The sequence below is a fragment of the Microcoleus sp. POL10_C6 genome (genome assembly GCF_036701585.1).
Taxonomy (GTDB): domain Bacteria; phylum Cyanobacteriota; class Cyanobacteriia; order Cyanobacteriales; family Microcoleaceae; genus Microcoleus.
In genome coordinates this window covers 1-14,906 of sequence record NZ_JAUBRB010000096.1, presented here as the reverse complement: position 1 = coordinate 14,906, position 14,906 = coordinate 1, and the positions used below count along the sequence as shown (strand labels likewise).

General features: G+C 44.4%; 15 protein-coding genes. 8 read left to right on the top strand and 7 right to left on the bottom strand.

Annotated elements, in window-relative coordinates; genetic code table 11:
* Positions 1-71: 71 nt before the first annotated feature.
* The gene (locus QUA34_RS28940) at positions 72-1,142 is read right to left on the bottom strand and encodes a PIN domain-containing protein (RefSeq protein ID WP_333390853.1); all 1,071 of its coding nucleotides are present in this window, start codon (positions 1,140-1,142) and stop codon (positions 72-74) included.
* A 28-nt stretch (positions 1,143-1,170) separates the two neighbouring features.
* Here QUA34_RS28940 and QUA34_RS28935 point away from each other — a divergent pair, with 28 nt between their 5' ends.
* From QUA34_RS28935 to QUA34_RS28920, 3 genes are all read left to right on the top strand, one after another.
* Positions 1,171-1,941: a phospholipase D-like domain-containing protein gene (locus QUA34_RS28935; RefSeq protein WP_333390850.1), complete on the top strand. Its 771-nt coding sequence runs from the start codon at positions 1,171-1,173 to the stop codon at positions 1,939-1,941.
* Between the two features lie 425 nt (positions 1,942-2,366).
* Positions 2,367-4,232 (top strand): ABC transporter ATP-binding protein, encoded by a 1,866-nt coding sequence (locus tag QUA34_RS28925; protein ID WP_333390847.1) that lies wholly within the window; start codon positions 2,367-2,369, stop codon positions 4,230-4,232.
* Positions 4,233-4,853: 621 nt separating this feature from the next.
* The gene (locus QUA34_RS28920; RefSeq protein ID WP_333390845.1) at positions 4,854-5,450 is read left to right on the top strand and encodes a Uma2 family endonuclease; all 597 of its coding nucleotides are present in this window, start codon (positions 4,854-4,856) and stop codon (positions 5,448-5,450) included.
* A gap of 129 nt (positions 5,451-5,579) precedes the next feature.
* Here the strand turns inward: QUA34_RS28920 and QUA34_RS28915 are convergent, their stop codons facing one another.
* Entirely contained in the window at positions 5,580-6,002 is a 423-nt protein-coding gene (locus tag QUA34_RS28915) for a hypothetical protein (RefSeq protein ID WP_333390843.1), read from the bottom strand.
* Positions 6,003-6,295: 293 nt separating this feature from the next.
* On the opposite strand from QUA34_RS28915, the gene gnd reads away from it, so the two are divergent.
* Positions 6,296-7,750 carry a decarboxylating NADP(+)-dependent phosphogluconate dehydrogenase gene (gene gnd, locus QUA34_RS28910; protein ID WP_333390841.1) on the top strand — a complete coding sequence of 485 codons (1,455 nt, stop codon included), beginning with the start codon at positions 6,296-6,298 and terminating at the stop codon, positions 7,748-7,750.
* Between the two features lie 175 nt (positions 7,751-7,925).
* Here gnd and QUA34_RS28905 read toward each other — a convergent pair whose 3' ends face one another.
* Positions 7,926-9,404 carry an alpha-amylase gene (locus tag QUA34_RS28905; RefSeq protein ID WP_333390838.1) on the bottom strand — a complete coding sequence of 493 codons (1,479 nt, stop codon included), beginning with the start codon at positions 9,402-9,404 and terminating at the stop codon, positions 7,926-7,928.
* Positions 9,405-9,751: 347 nt separating this feature from the next.
* Between QUA34_RS28905 and QUA34_RS28900 the strand changes: the two genes are divergently transcribed.
* Positions 9,752-10,222 (top strand): restriction endonuclease, encoded by a 471-nt coding sequence (locus QUA34_RS28900; RefSeq protein WP_333390836.1) that lies wholly within the window; start codon positions 9,752-9,754, stop codon positions 10,220-10,222.
* A 72-nt stretch (positions 10,223-10,294) separates the two neighbouring features.
* A complete protein-coding gene (gene arfB, locus QUA34_RS28895; protein WP_333038823.1) occupies positions 10,295-10,708 on the top strand; it encodes an alternative ribosome rescue aminoacyl-tRNA hydrolase ArfB in 414 nt (137 codons plus the stop codon).
* Between the two features lie 111 nt (positions 10,709-10,819).
* On the opposite strand, the gene QUA34_RS28890 is transcribed toward arfB, so the two are convergent.
* Entirely contained in the window at positions 10,820-11,410 is a 591-nt protein-coding gene (locus QUA34_RS28890; RefSeq protein ID WP_333084219.1) for a helix-turn-helix transcriptional regulator, read from the bottom strand.
* A 327-nt stretch (positions 11,411-11,737) separates the two neighbouring features.
* Positions 11,738-11,980 (bottom strand): helix-turn-helix domain-containing protein, encoded by a 243-nt coding sequence (locus QUA34_RS28885; RefSeq protein ID WP_293176868.1) that lies wholly within the window; start codon positions 11,978-11,980, stop codon positions 11,738-11,740.
* A gap of 276 nt (positions 11,981-12,256) precedes the next feature.
* Between QUA34_RS28885 and QUA34_RS28880 the strand changes: the two genes are divergently transcribed.
* Together QUA34_RS28880 and QUA34_RS28875 are read left to right on the top strand one after the other, a co-directional pair.
* Positions 12,257-13,255 (top strand): hypothetical protein, encoded by a 999-nt coding sequence (locus QUA34_RS28880; protein ID WP_333084218.1) that lies wholly within the window; start codon positions 12,257-12,259, stop codon positions 13,253-13,255.
* A 7-nt stretch (positions 13,256-13,262) separates the two neighbouring features.
* Complete coding sequence (locus QUA34_RS28875) at positions 13,263-13,424, top strand: hypothetical protein (RefSeq protein ID WP_333084216.1); 162 nt, start codon at positions 13,263-13,265, stop codon at positions 13,422-13,424.
* A gap of 145 nt (positions 13,425-13,569) precedes the next feature.
* On the opposite strand, the gene QUA34_RS28870 is transcribed toward QUA34_RS28875, so the two are convergent.
* Positions 13,570-14,790, bottom strand: coding sequence for a hybrid sensor histidine kinase/response regulator (locus QUA34_RS28870; RefSeq protein WP_445242856.1), 1,221 nt, complete (start codon positions 14,788-14,790; stop codon positions 13,570-13,572).
* A partial coding sequence (locus QUA34_RS30300; RefSeq protein ID WP_445242855.1) for a hypothetical protein occupies positions 14,699-14,906 on the bottom strand: 208 nt, incomplete at its 5' end. The genes QUA34_RS30300 and QUA34_RS28870, both read right to left, overlap by 92 nt.

Here is a 14,906-nt window from a genome sequence, read left to right as displayed (position 1 = left end):
AGCTATAAAAGCGATGGTTAATCCAGATCTGCAAGAACCATCTTTAATTCCTCAAATTTAGACCTGAATCCTTACTCTGCTTCTTCTATTAATTTCCCCTTCTGTTTACCCTCACCAAGAGGTTTAACAAATTTATCCTTACCCTGCTTTTCCAGCAATCCTGTATATAAAAACCATGTGAGCATTCTACTGGTATAGTCCTGTGAGGTTTTAGTGCTTACAGGCTTTTCACTCGGACATATATCAGCTATTAATTTCTGCACTCCCCATCTTGTCATCCTTTTGTGATGCTCTAGTTCCTTATATATCTCTTTAGTAACTACATGGTTTTTTAATATTTCAGCTAAATATTCAGTAACTTCGTTTTCTAATAAATTCAACAAATATGGTTCAACTACTACTTTATCTCCTTCAAAAAATACCATATTAAAATTTTGAAAATCCCAAATAATACTTTGGGTAGTTTTCTTTGAATGCTTAGTTTGTATACTTAATTCCTCAAGAGTTATACCTTCTAAGTATTCTTTTGTTAATAAATTAAAAACTTTTAATACTGTCCCAATGGGATTTCGGATTCTGTAGCTCAAGGTGCTCTCAACCTCCAAGGTTTGAAATAGACACAACTGTACGGGGTTTTCCTGCTGGTAAAAACTGCGATTCAATTGGGATCTAAATTCTGGCAAGCTACCTACCTGTAAAATAGGTAAACTAGGTAAACTTGGCTTCTTTAATATTTCTTCTAGCTGGTGGCGCTCTGATAAATCACTCACTGAGAGAATTGACGACAAACCAGAACCCTCAAACTTTTGAGGGTTCTGGGTGACAATTGCACATACATCCATCTCAATTGCACAAGCCACCACGATTGCAGATTCAAAATCCCTGATATATAATGACCTTGCTTTGTCTTCGATCTGACGGTTAACAGGGCAGACTTTTATCCTTTTTTCAATTTCTGAAACAAATTGATTGGCAGTTTGTTCATCCTCCAGCTTGCTTAAATGGAAGGAGATTTGATTTAAACCGCTCTCAGTTATGTACCATTGAACATGAGGAAGTTCAAGAAGGTGCCAGAAATTTCTCGCATCTCCTATAAATTGACTACGATTTAGCAAAGCCTCTAATATGAGGAGGGAAGACAAGTAACCACCCTATGTAATGGAGCCAATTATGGGTAATCCCAGCTTTGACATATCAAGTTTGCAGGATTTTAAGCCAGCAAAGGCTCACTGCCAGAAATGCTACGGTCTGCACAAGGTCATCCCTCAAAATAAGAAGCAACAGATTCAGTGTCAAATTTGTGGTGTTCAATATGTTGTTCAGGGTCACTCCCAAATAGAGAAATTTCGCTCCCATTTCAAAGAGCGGGGTCTTTATATTGAGTTGAATGACAATGTTAAACATATTGAGCGACTTGGATCTATCGCAAGTCGTTTACGGCAATACAAGCCAGATTATTCGCCTATCAATGGATTATTGGAAGGACTGAACCAAGCCCAAAATTTTGTCCATTTCACAACTTTTGGCACTTGCAAGGAGATTCTGGGCTATTTGAAGTACGCAGCACAGAAGGTTAAGGTGCGTGGCATTGTATCTATACCTTCCAACCAAGAAAATTGGCTTTTGCCTGAACTGGAAAACTACAAAAACGAAGCGCCGAATTTAGAAATTAGGATTGTTCGCAGTTCAAACTGGCAACAACTACCTCATCAAAAACTGCTGGTGATTGATGGTTTGGTAGCTTTCACAGGTGGCGCTAATCTCACTCTAACTGGATGGCGTAAAGCATCTCGGGGATACGATCACGTAGAGGTTATAACTGATCTTGACAAGGTGATTGAACTACATAATCGCCTATTCTCACCCCGTTGGGCAGAATTGAGCAATTATGGCGACACGATAGCTATTGGTAATGAGCTGATTGACGATAATGCTGCTTGAAATAAGAGTGCTTGCCGTTAGTATTCTTTGTTTGGCACAGGCCTCATGCCTGTGTCAAAAACAGTTTAAATTATTAAGTAGGTGGGTAAATAAACTTTGAAATACCTTTTCTCTGGCGCTCGAAGCGTTTCGGAGAGCAATATCTTTTCGGTTGGTCAAATGGCTGAACGAAAATTGGGACGTATTCTCTGCTTATAAAGCTAGTTCGATGCTCTGTTTGGGCTTGAATTTTTTAAGTCCCGTTAAAACTAAGCTAACCGACTCAAATTGTAAATATTAATCAACAGTCCTCTTGAGAGGACTTTAGCTATGAGGCAGGGATTTAAATCCCTGCCGACCTAATTGTTAGGAAACCATATTACTTGACAATTACTGTTATAATATACCGTCCGGGGATGAGTAGACCCGACACCTACCCACAAACTATGCAACCCATCCAAATTACCACATTCCAAGCTTTGTGGCGCAGCCTAGGCCTGATAATCAAAGCCGCACCAATAGAACTCCGAAATTTAATAATACTCAACATCATCGGCGGTGCTGCCCCATCTGCCGTGCTTTTTTTAGATAAATTAATCATTGATGAAGTATCTCGGTTGCTATCGCAAACCCAAACAGCACAGCCTTTTGCTTTGATGCTTTCCCGGCCAATATTGCTGTGGAGTATTGCCGGAGTCTTAAGTCTCAGGTTAGTCGGCGATGCCCTAGACACAATGGGCTCTTTTGTCTCGACATCTTTGCGCGATCGCGTTCAAGGCTTTGTCGAAGGAAAAGTCATCGAAAAAGTCGCCAATTTCGACGATATTGCCCTCTTTGAAAACCCCGAACTATTAAATATAGTAGAACTAGCCAAAACGGGAGTATTCAAAATACAGCAACTAGCCTTTACCATCAGCATGACAGTCACGGGAATTTTTATATTTATTCCATCGATAGGCCTTGCTGCCGCGATAGCTTGGTGGGTGCCAGTGCTGATGTTGATTTCATCCTGCCCCTCAATTTACATCCAAAGAAAATATAGCAAAATCATCTGGAGAGTTCAAAGAAAGCAAGCTAAAATAACTCGTGAAATGAACTTATCTTCTAGAGTATTGACGGGGGAAGAATACGCTAAAGAATTGCGTTTGTTTGGGTTGCAAGAACTTTGGCTCAAACGCTGGCAGGATCAGTTTTTGCAATTTTTTAGCGAGATGCAGCAAATCCGAAAAAAAGGAGCAATTGTTTTACTTTTGTGGTCAGTGTTTAGTAGAATCGGAGTAGCTTTGCCATTTGTTTATGTGGTAATGGGAGCTTTGGGTGGTCGCTATACTTTGGGAGATTTGGCGCTTTATTCGGGTTTGATTGTTCAGGTGGAGCAAAGTTTGCAATTACTGATTGGTAATTATGCTAATTTGTACGATATCTCTCTCGGTGTTACTCCGATTTTTCAACTGTTAGAACTCAAACCAGAATTGCAGTCTCCGCTTGGGGATGTAGCATCTCGCCTGCCTAGTTTACCAGAAGACGGGCCAGATTCCCGCCCCACAAAAGATAAAATTGGCATCGAGATTAAGCATCTATCTTTCTGCTATCCCGGTAGCAATAAAAGCACAGTTGAAGATATCAACTTAACCATTAATCCGGGTGAAATGCTAGTGCTTGTTGGTGAAAATGGCGCGGGTAAAACAACCCTTGGCAAACTCCTCGGCCGCCTATACGACCCGACAAGTGGTACGATCGACTGGAATGGCAAAGATTTGCGATCGTACTCTCTAGCATACGTGCGATCGCGCATCGCCGTCGTTATGCAAGATTACGCCCGTTTCCCCTCCACAGTCCGCGAAAACGTCGGTTTCGGCGACTTGCTTTCCCTGTCAGATGACACCGCAATTAACGAAGCTATTTCCGAAGCAGGAATTAGCGCCAAAGTCAATAGTCTTTCCGCAGGTTTAGAGACTCCGTTGGGGAAACAATTAGAAGACGGCATAGACTTATCGGGGGGACAGTGGCAAAGAATTGCGATCGCCCGCGCCTTAATGCGGCTTTCTACAGCCGAAGTGCTCATTTTTGACGAACCAACCGCCGCCCTCGACCCCAAGACCGAACACGAAATTTACAGCATCTTCCGCCAAATAGCCGCCGGGAAAACAACCATAGTCATCAGTCACAGATTGGGATTAGCAAAAATTGCCGATCGCATCGCCGTGATGGAAAACGGTAAAATAGCAGAAATAGGAACTCACGACGAATTGATAGCATCAAACGGAATTTACTGCTCAATGTTCACCCGTCAAGCTAGCAGCTATATTTAGAGTTAAACAAACAGTCCGCCAGGGGTTAAAACCCCTGTCTCATAGCGAAAGTCGCTTGAAACCGACTGGGGAGATATTGCAATGCTTGTTCAAAAATGTGTCTTTCAGTCCTCTTTGAGAAGACTTTTGCTATGAGACGGGGGTTTTCAACCCCCGGCGGACTTGTGGGTTAGCGTGGGGAATTTGGCGCGGGTGATTGCGATCGATTATCGCGGATTTGCGATCTAATTTCTCTCGTTAGGTGGCGATAAACCGAGTTTCTGCGACAATTTTCAGTTGAGTACGAGAAATATCGGAAGAAACCCGGTTCCTGGGATGATTGTGCGAGATAGATTTATGAGAGATTAATCTCATTTGTTTTGTGGCAAAGTCTCGATCCCCCCTAGCCCCCCTTAAAAAGGGGGGGACAAAAGTCAAATACAAATTCCCGCTTCTTAACGAGGGGAAAAAAGTTCGATTCAAAGTCAACCCCTACTCCCCTTCTTAAGGGGGATTTAGGGGGATCTAGCCTTCGAGGTAAAGCAGAGATACCTGTTTTACTGTTGAATGCGATCTTTTTGAGAAAATTGTCAGAAAGTGCGAGTTATAATAAAACCAACCTAGTTGGCCATAATATCAACGATGGAAACTATAACTCTCAACCTACCTGCCGCCGTCGCTTTAACCGACGAACAATTTTATCAATTGTCCATCGCTAATGAAGAGTGGCGATTAGAACAAACCCCCGAAGGAGAACTAATTATTATGCCTCCAACAGGCGGCGAAAGCGGCATCAGAAATTCCGATCTCAACCTGGGACTCGGTTTGTGGAATCGTCAGACTCGATTGGGAAAAGTCTTTGACTCTTCCACTATCTTTCAATTACCCAACGGTGCGAAGCGTTCCCCTGATGCTGCTTGGGTACTCCTAGAACGTTGGGAAGCATTATCCGCAGAAGATAAGCGCAAATTTCCTCCCCTGTGCCCGGACTTTGTAATAGAATTGCGATCGCAAAGTGATTCCCTAGAAACATTGCGGGCTAAAATGCGGTATTATCAAACTAACGGCTGTCGCTTAGGTTGGCTAATTGACCCGCAAACGCCTTTAGTAGAAATCTATCGCTTGTCTGAAGATGTAGCAGAAGTGATTAATTTCTCTTTTGACCAACCGCCTACACTTTCGGGTGAAGATGTACTTCCCGGATTTCTTCTAGATATTACACCTATTCTCAATCCTTGAATCTCGATCCATTTTCTTTAGTTGGCTGGCGAGAAACCGGGTTTCTGCGACAATTTTGGTTGAGTACGAGAAATAAGGGAAGAAACCCGGTTTCTGAGAGGAGCCTCCATCCACAAAAATGATGAGCAATTATCTCCCCGTCAACGTATCCGCATAAGGATCGGGCAAAGCTTGCTGCACCTCCAAAAGCGGCAAAGGATCTCCAGTCAACGGTTGGCTAATCAAATTTTTTTTTAGTCCATCCCCCTTGCGATCGCGCTCTTGCAAATGCGATAATTCCTCTTGATAAACCGCAACAATCCGCGCCAAACTCGCCGCCAAATCATCCCAATTCTCATCTCCTCCCAACTTCTCAGAAATTCCCTCAAATAACTCTCCAGCTTGCCTTTTTTGAACATAAGCTTTCAAAAGCTTTCCCGACTTTTGCAAAACGGCCTGATAAATATCCCCATCCGACCACCACAGCCCCTGTTGACTCAGCAGCCAAGTCAAAATATACTCGCGAGCGTGTTGCTCCTTCACCCAGGCCGCGAGATACTGCAAATCTTCCATAGTTACAACAGTCTCCTCAATTTTCCTTAAAATGTCCGCTTGTTTGTATCTACCGTTACTGCGATCGACATAATACCTGCCTTATCATCACCTGTCCCCGTCATTAATATCCCTTAAATCTTAAAAAAACCCTACTGATTTACCAAACAGCAATTCTGGGAATATAAAAATAAACCTAAACCTCCTAGGTCTATTGTCCAATACTTTTAGTCCACCGGAAAGCGGTACACCCCGCCTCGCTTTCCTCTCTCGCAAATCAATCCTCAAGCGGGAACAACCAGCGGGTTATTAGCATGACAAAGCAAAATTTTGGTTTAATCGGTCTAGCAGTGATGGGCGAAAACCTAGCGCTCAACGTCGAAAGCAGAGGCTTCTCCGTGGCTGTGTACAACCGCACAGCAGCCAAAACCGACGACTTCATGGCCCTACGCGCCCCCGGCAAGAACATTGTAGGCACCAAGACTCTGACAGAATTCGTCGATGCCCTAGAAACCCCGCGCCGAATCTTAGTCATGGTGCAAGCTGGGAAACCCGTAGATGCAGTCATCGACCAGCTCAAACCCATGCTGTCACCGGGCGACATGATTATTGACGGCGGCAACTCGCTATACGACGACACCGAACGCCGCACCAAAGATTTAGAATCGATGGGACTGGGATTTGTCGGCATGGGCATCAGCGGCGGCGAAGAAGGCGCGCTCAACGGTGCTAGCTTGATGCCCGGTGGCACCCGCACTGCTTACGGCCTACTAGAGCCAATTCTCACCAAAATTGCGGCTCAAGTAGATGACGGCCCCTGCGTCACATTCATCGGCCCCGGTGGCGCTGGTCACTACGTGAAGATGGTTCACAACGGCATTGAGTACGGTGATATGCAGCTCATTGCTGAAGCCTACGATTTGCTCAAAAACGTTGGTGGATTGAACGGCCAGCAATTGCAGGAAGTTTTTGCCGAATGGAATACCACAGACGAACTCAACTCGTTTTTGATTGAAATTACGGCTAATATTTTCAAGTACATTGACCCGGAAACTAAGCAACCCTTAGTTGAGGTAATTATGGACGCAGCCGGTCAAAAAGGCACCGGCCGCTGGACTGTAATGAGTGCTTTAGAATTGGGTGTGAGCATTCCCACAATTATCGCTGCTGTGAATGCCAGAATCATGTCTTCTTACAAAGACGAGCGCATCAAAGCTTCCCAAGAACTTACGGGGCCTAGCGGCAAGTACGAAGGCGATACTAAAGAGTTTGTGAATAAAGTCCGGGATGCGCTTTACTGCTCGAAGATTTGCTCCTACGCTCAAGGCATGGCGCTGTTGAGTGCGGCGTCGAAGTCGTACAATTACGACTTGAGTTTGAGCGAAATTTCCCGAATTTGGAAAGGTGGCTGTATTATTCGGGCTGGCTTTTTGGACAAGATTAAAACAGCTTTCAAAGACGACCCCACGTTGCCGAATTTGCTGTTAGCGCCGGAGTTCAAACAGAGCATTCTCGATCGCCAATCAGCTTGGCGAGACGTGTTAGCTACTGCTTGCCAACTGGGGATTGCAGTGCCAGCATTTAGCGCCTCACTGGACTATTTCGATAGCTACCGACGCGAAAGATTGCCACAAAACCTCACGCAAGCTCAGCGTGATTATTTTGGGGCTCACACCTACGAACGCACCGACAAACCACGCGGTGAATTCTTCCACTCTGAGTGGACGCAGACTGCTAAAGAGTCACTGCAAACCGGTACTACGGACTAATTAATTTTTGTAGGGTGCGTTTCGGCGCACCTTACAGATAAGCTGTTCTGCATTTAAATGGTATGTCAAAAAATTTTAAAGTCTTGTGGGGAGTAGGGGTTGGGCGTCCCGCCCGCCCTCAATCTACAATTTAAATGCGCGACAGCTTAGACAATCAGATTACTGCCAATACATCTTATTCCTGAACCCACACGGATACTGAACCGCCTTGACAGCGAAACTCGCCCCAACCCCACTCGTTAGTAGAAACAGGTTCCTGAATATGCCCTGTTAAGTCCACAAACTTAGCATTAGGTTTACCAACTTCCATCCACTTGGAACCCTCCGGGCCGTCACTCATAATTACTGCCATTGCCTGTGGATGTTTCCCATTGCCCAATCTCGTCCAGCCAACTGTATTCCAATGATCGAAATAGTCATATTGAGGGCCGTAGGCGAAGTGTTTGCGAGCATGAAGAAACTTGTCAATTAGCGATCGATGAGAGGGCAAAACAATCTTATACCGATTGCCATCACGCCCCCAATCTTCATATTCTGCACCGTAATAATCGCCATAGAAAACGCAGGGATAACCTTCTCTTCGCAATAGAATAATCGCATAAGCAAGAGGTTTAAACCACGGTTCTACAACAGATTCAAGTGCTTGCAGCGGTTGGGAGTCGTGGTTTTCGACAAAGGTTACTGCATGAGTCGGTTGCTGCTGCATCATTGTACCGTCTAAGATGCGCCGCATATCGTAGTTACCGCCCTGTTGGCTGGCGTAATGAAAGTTGTAATGCAGTGGCACATCAAAAACTGACATTTTGCCCTTAACTGAACCGACATACCAGTGCAGGATATCGATATTTGGTGCCCAATACTCACCGACAACAAACAAATCTTTGCCGACATATCGCTCCATTTCATCCAACCATTCCGCAAAAAACCAAGACGATATGTGCTTGATTGCATCTATACGGAAACCGTCGGCACCTGTTGTGTCGAGATACCACTTACCCCAGCGTGTAATTTCATCTCGTACCCATTGATCCTGGAAATCCAGATCGCACCCCATTAAATAGGCAAAATTGCCATTTTCTAGGGCAACATAGTCATCAAACATTCTCCCTTCTATCAAATAGACTGTGCCGCGATCGTCTGGATTGTAATCGTTGTAGTCTACTGCGTCAAAATGCCACCAGTGCCATTCAAATTGGGAATATTTACCTTTGCGTCCGGGAAAGTTAAAATGGGTGTAGCTTTTGATTTCTTGCAACCAACCTTTGGGATTTAGCCGATTGTGGTAAGGATAAGGAGTGGCCTTAAATATCTCTGCTGCATCTGCACCCATTTTGTGGTTGATAACTACATCGGCATAGACTTGGATCTGAGATTTGTGCAGGGCTGCGATCGCATCCAAATATTGCTGCTTAGTACCATATTTGGTACGTATTGAACCTTTTTGGTCGAATTCTCCCAAATCAAATAAGTCGTAAACCCCATATCCAACGTCGCTTTGCCCGCCACTTCCTTTGTAAGCTGGGGGCAGCCACAGTGCGGTAAAACCCGCATCAGCCAATTCTTTCGCCTGGTTTTTCACCTCATCCCACAGGGTTCCTTGATCGGAAGTGTACCAGTGGAAATATTGCATCATCGTGCCGTTGATATCTGCCATATTGCATCCTTGCCTTGAGATGATACTGATAATTAAAGCCGATCTTAGGCTACAGTATTGCCCATTGTCACGGTATCCGCATTAATTTTTTCTAAAACTCCGGTTTGGGTGTGATTAAAGTTTTGTTACAGTTCTAAACTATAAAATCCCTTGACTTTCGCCTGACTCTTTGAAGCATACTTGAACTTGAGTGCAGACAAAAAGCCCCAGTCCCAGATCGGCAATCTCAAAGAATCAGTAAGTAAGATCACAATGTGCTTGTGATCTTACTTGCGGTCTTAGTAGATAACTATACTGAGCAAATCTGCTACCATCATAACTACTCCTTTTTTAAAAAAAGTAATTTTATGAAATCTTTTATTGTAAGAGCCGCTGCCGTTGTGGGTGTGATTGCGACATCGCTATTGGATACATTGAAAGAAGAAGAGGAAAAAAAGCGTTTATTAGACAGTGGTATTCTGGAAGTGGATGAAATGACGGGAAAAGAGTTTGAAAAATTTCTAGAGGTTCATTTTATAAACTGTGGTTATACTGTTACTTTAACTCAAGATAGTCAAGATTATGGGGCGGATTTAATTTTATACAAAGATGGCTCCAAAACCGTGGTTCAAGCGAAAAGGAGCAAAAATTCAGTTGGTATTAAAGCAGTTCAAGAAGTAGCAGGAGCCGTCAGACATTACAAAGGAAATAAAGGAAGAGTAATCACGAACAACAGATTTACAGAAAACGCTTACAATCTTGCTAAATCTAACGACGTAGAGTTATGGGATAGAAAAAGACTCATCGAATTCATCCTGCTAGCTAAGAATTGTAAATAACTTATATACCAAAGTAAGTTATATATAAAAGATGCACTGCTTTCCCATCATCTTTAACCTCACTGATGAATCATGCTGCAAATTTCTAATACAGTGTTCATAGACGATCGCGAAATCGAGATTAGTGCGATTCGCTCTCAAGGCGCGGGGGGGCAAAATGTAAATAAGGTGGCGAGTGCGATTCACTTGCGCTTTGATATCCCAGCTTCCTCATTGCCCGATCGCTACAAGGAGCGTTTGTTGCAAATCAACGACCAGCGCATCACCTCCGAAGGTGTGATTGTCATCAAAGCCCAGGAACACCGCAGCCAGGAACAAAACCGGGAAGAGGCTTTGAGACGGCTGCAAGAACTGATTAAAAGTGCGATCGTCATACCGAAAAGGCGCAAACCCAGCAAAGCGACTCGTAGTTCCCAGCGCAAGCGTCTCGACAGCAAAACCAAGCGAGGGCAGATTAAAGCTTTGAGAGGGAAAGTCACGGATTGATCGATGAAAGGTCGATCGGGCTTCTGAGTTTTTAGTTATAGCCTTAGTATTTTCCGGGCTTGGGTGCATGACTCAAACCCATTTCCCTAGACATGGACGAACCCCTGCAGGTTAGTTGTCGTTCGGTGAGGGCTCACGACTTGGTAAGTCATCGGGAATTTTGGTTACGTCTAATCCTAAAAGCTCAAACATAGTTTTTAGAGAAACCTGGTACAGGTTAGCCAGTGCAGCTACGTTTTCAACAGTTGGCAGGGACTTTCCTGATTCCCAGTCAGCTTGCATCCGCTCAGAAACGCCGATATGTTGTTTGACTTGAGGGCGGGTTAGACCAGCTTGTTCTCTGAGAAGCCTTAATGGAGACTTTTCCTTTTCTTGCGAATTTTCTGCCACAATACATGAAGCTTGTTTCACGGCTTCTAGCTTCTTGACCTCCGCCGAAAGATGAAGTACACTTAATGCTTGTAGGTCATCGGGAATTTTGGCTACGTCTAATCCCATACATCTAGCAAGTGTTTTTAGAGGTACGCCTAGCTCGCGCGCCAGAGCAATGACGCGATCGAAGCGCGGAATGGATTCTCCTCGTTCCCAATCGCCAATAATGCGAATTCCTACCCCCATTCGACGACTAAGTTCAGGTTGGGTCAAATTTGCACTTTCTCTAAGGTTTTTCAAGGTTATGGTTTCTTGATCTTTAGCTTCCATCAATTATAGCAGTTAATTGCTAGCAAAATAGTGCTTGACAAAATTGAAATCTGGCACTAAACTGCTAGTAGATAGGCAAAACAAAGGCAACCGGGCGAGCCTCCAAGGTCAAAATGCAGGTTTGAAGAACTGCCTTATTTGTAGCGTCTATCAATTGTGCTTGCATACCCAAGCGTATTTTCGGGGGTTGGGCGCATACCTCAAGCCCCTTTTTTCTCAACGCCGAGGAGGTGGTGCTATGTAAAAGGTCGATCAACCTCACAAGACAGCCCAACTCAAAATTGTATCAGCAGTAATAATTTTTTAACTGTTGGTTTAATTTAATTGCTAATTCGGCCCAAAGCTCTCTGGAAGTTCATCGATTTTTTCTATTTTTAGTTCTCGGCAAATAGCTTTCAACTGAAAGAGAGAAAATTTTGGTTCTGTGGCTCCAGATATCCATCTATGATACGTGGCCCGGGGAATCCCGCATCTAAAAGCAAACTCATCTTGTGATAAGTCTGTTTTGTTGATTCTTAGGGCTTCCAATGGTGAATTGCCCTCCTGTCTTCGTTCTTTTCTTGATGACATTGTAACATAAATCTCAAATTGAGATGTCATACTTGACAAATCTAAATCGACATCTCATAATGAGACACAAGTGACAGAACAAAAGCTGGTCGGTCAGGCCGAACAGCCAAAACCTGCAGTTTTGAATAACCGCCTTGAGGTGATGCCATGTAAAAGGTCGATCGACCTCACAAGACAGCCCAACTCAAAATTGTATCAAAGATCCAGACCAAAACTTCAACTTTGCGATCGCACAACTTCCGTGCTATCGTGCCCTTTCTCGAACCATTCCAGATCATGTCCACATCAATTGACAACTTCTACCTAGGCGATGTCGCCTCCAACTTTCACTTTGCAGGCCCGCTGCTAGACTTTGAAGAAGAAATCCAGAATCAATCTCCCTTTCACGATTTAGACTATCTCACAGGCGAAATTAAAAGGGGATTCCTAGACTACGTGCGGCAAGGAATCATGCTGGACGCCATCCGAAAGCTGCGATTGTACAAAGACAAGTTCAAAACTTTTAAAAGTTACTGCGAACAAGCATTAGGTAGGCAGTATTTTTACTGCACACAAATTATCAAAGCTGCGAGTATTTGCCTGCGCTTAATTAAAGCAGGATTTGAGATTTTGCCTAGCTGCGTTGCTCAAGTTGTCCCTTTGTTCAAACACGCAATTACCGACCAATATGGCGACTGTCGTTTACAGGAAAAGTGGCAAGAAGTTGTCGATGTCATACCAAAAGAAAGGATTACCGCAGTAACTATTGCCGAAACAGTTGACAACAATCCCAACCTCCGGCTAAAACAAATTCGCATTAAAACCGACACCTACGCCCTTTTAACGAAAAAAGCAGCCGCAGCCGGACTGTCAATTTCGGAATTTTTGGCAAGGTTGGTTGGCGAATACAATCCCAGCAATTTAGAGCAGCCAGCGGAACATACTCCCGAACAAGAGGAGATTTTAGACCAATTAGACGCGGAGTTTAAGAAGCCGGCCACGGAACAGACTTCAACTTCTGCCCCAGGAAAAGTTAAGTCTAAAGGTTTTGGAGTCAAAGTTGAGCCTAAAGGTGGTAAAAGGGAAGTGAAGGCGAAAACTTCGGAAAGGGAAGTTAAGGCAAAAACTTCGGAAGGTGAAGTTAAGTTCAAAAATCGGCAAACTGAAATCCAAGCCGAGAAACAGTCGAATTCATTTAATGAGAAAAATCATGAAGTCATCTGCCCAAAATCCAATCATGCGTCAACTGAAATTAATGGAGGCTCAACTGAACGAAATTCAGTGCCACCTTATTAAAGCCAGTGTGTTGAATTGGTGGCAAATAGTTTTGCCTGACGGACAGAAAATTGCGATCGAGCACGCGGGCGGCGGACACTGGGTTTTTCGGGCGAACGGGCTTGAGAAATCTCATCCAGAAGTGCGGCTAGCGGTGTTGAAGGCGATCGCCCAAGGCTGTCACAGGTAAGTTACGGCTAAGGACACGGCGCAGTGCCGTGTCCTTAGATCGACTGGCGATCGGATTTGATATGATTTGGGGATGTAGGAGCAGATAAACACAGATTAATGCAGATGAATTATATCAATCACGGATGGTGCAAGCGAAATTAATATTACTCGATTTGATGAAGCAATAGCTCAATTGTCTCCACTAACGTTTCAGGATCGACAGGCTTGGGAAGATGCCTTTGAAATCCGGCTGCTAGTGCTTGCTGTTGATTTGTCTCACCTGCATACGCTGTCAGGGCGATCGCGGGAATCTCTCCTCCTTCCTGTGTCGATAGTTGTCGGATTTGACCAATCAACTTATAGCCATCGATTTGTGGCATTCCAATATCAGCAATCAAAACATCTGGCTTAAATTTAGTGAGCTTTTGTAGCGCATCCGTTGCTGAAGATACAGAGATCACGGTCGCTCCCGCTTGCTCCAAAATACATTGAACTAACTCTAAATTGTCTACTTCGTCATCGACGGCCAGGATACATAATCTAGCCAAGGGTGAAGTGTGAGCATTGAGTGTTCGATGATCATTGCGATCGCTGTTTGCATCATTGCTTCTGGCTAATAAAGGAAGTGTGACAGTAAATGTTGCTCCCTGTCCTTCTCCACAACTTTCGGCTTTGACAATTCCACCATGTAGCTCAACGACGTGACGCACGATCGCTAATCCCAGCCCTAACCCACCAAAGGTTCTCGTAATACTGCTATCAGCTTGTCGAAATGTGTCAAAGACATAGGGAATAAATTCTGGCTTAATCCCTTTTCCTGTATCCCTGACTTGAATTTGAGCATAGGAATCAATCGTTTTTAGCTCAACTTCAACTCTACCTCCAGTTGGGGTGAACTTAATGGCATTCGTGAGCAAATTCCAGACAACCTGTTGCAATCGGGTAGCATCTCCTAACACATCGCCGACATTGGGTTCTAGCTGAGTTTGAATTTGAAGGTTTTTCGCTTCGGCGGCTAAACTAACTGTTTCGATCGCGGCTTTAAGAGTTGTTTTCAAATTAATAGGAGTAGAGTTCAAACTCAGCTTCCCTTGCAGAATCCGAGAAATATCCAGCAAATCCTCAATCAGTTGAACTTGCAACTGGGTATTGCGTTCAATGGTTTCGAGAGCTACCGCCGTCTTGCCAGAATCCAGGGTTCCCCTTCGCAGCAGCCGAGTCCAACCCAGAATCGGATTCAACGGAGTTCGCAATTCGTGCGACAAGACAGCTAAGAACTCATCTTTAATTCGGTTAGCTGCTTCTGCTTGTGTCCGTGCTTGCGATTCTGACTCGTAGAGCCGTGCTCGGTCGATCGACTGCGCCGACTGCTGTGCCAATGCCAAAACGAAAGCCCGATCGCTCTCGGAGAGCTGGGGAACGGTCGGTGCGATTCGTTGAAGCGTAAATCACGGTAATCAGTCCGTACATAGCGCTTCCAGCCACAAGGCTGAACTCTCGG

What these genes read in the sequence shown, in the direction of transcription:
- QUA34_RS28935 (WP_333390850.1), top strand. Translation starts at nt 1,171, where the DNA reads ATGGGTAATCCCAGCTTTGACATATCAAGTTTGCAGGATTTTAAGCCA.
- QUA34_RS28925 (WP_333390847.1), top strand. Translation starts at nt 2,367, where the DNA reads ATGCAACCCATCCAAATTACCACATTCCAAGCTTTGTGGCGCAGCCTA.
- QUA34_RS28920 (WP_333390845.1), top strand. Translation starts at nt 4,854, where the DNA reads ATGGAAACTATAACTCTCAACCTACCTGCCGCCGTCGCTTTAACCGAC.
- QUA34_RS28915 (WP_333390843.1), bottom strand. Translation starts at nt 6,002, where the DNA reads ATGGAAGATTTGCAGTATCTCGCGGCCTGGGTGAAGGAGCAACACGCT.
- gnd (WP_333390841.1), top strand. Translation starts at nt 6,296, where the DNA reads ATGACAAAGCAAAATTTTGGTTTAATCGGTCTAGCAGTGATGGGCGAA.
- QUA34_RS28905 (WP_333390838.1), bottom strand. Translation starts at nt 9,404, where the DNA reads ATGGCAGATATCAACGGCACGATGATGCAATATTTCCACTGGTACACT.
- QUA34_RS28900 (WP_333390836.1), top strand. Translation starts at nt 9,752, where the DNA reads ATGAAATCTTTTATTGTAAGAGCCGCTGCCGTTGTGGGTGTGATTGCG.
- arfB (WP_333038823.1), top strand. Translation starts at nt 10,295, where the DNA reads ATGCTGCAAATTTCTAATACAGTGTTCATAGACGATCGCGAAATCGAG.
- QUA34_RS28890 (WP_333084219.1), bottom strand. Translation starts at nt 11,410, where the DNA reads ATGGAAGCTAAAGATCAAGAAACCATAACCTTGAAAAACCTTAGAGAA.
- QUA34_RS28885 (WP_293176868.1), bottom strand. Translation starts at nt 11,980, where the DNA reads ATGTCATCAAGAAAAGAACGAAGACAGGAGGGCAATTCACCATTGGAA.
- QUA34_RS28880 (WP_333084218.1), top strand. Translation starts at nt 12,257, where the DNA reads ATGTCCACATCAATTGACAACTTCTACCTAGGCGATGTCGCCTCCAAC.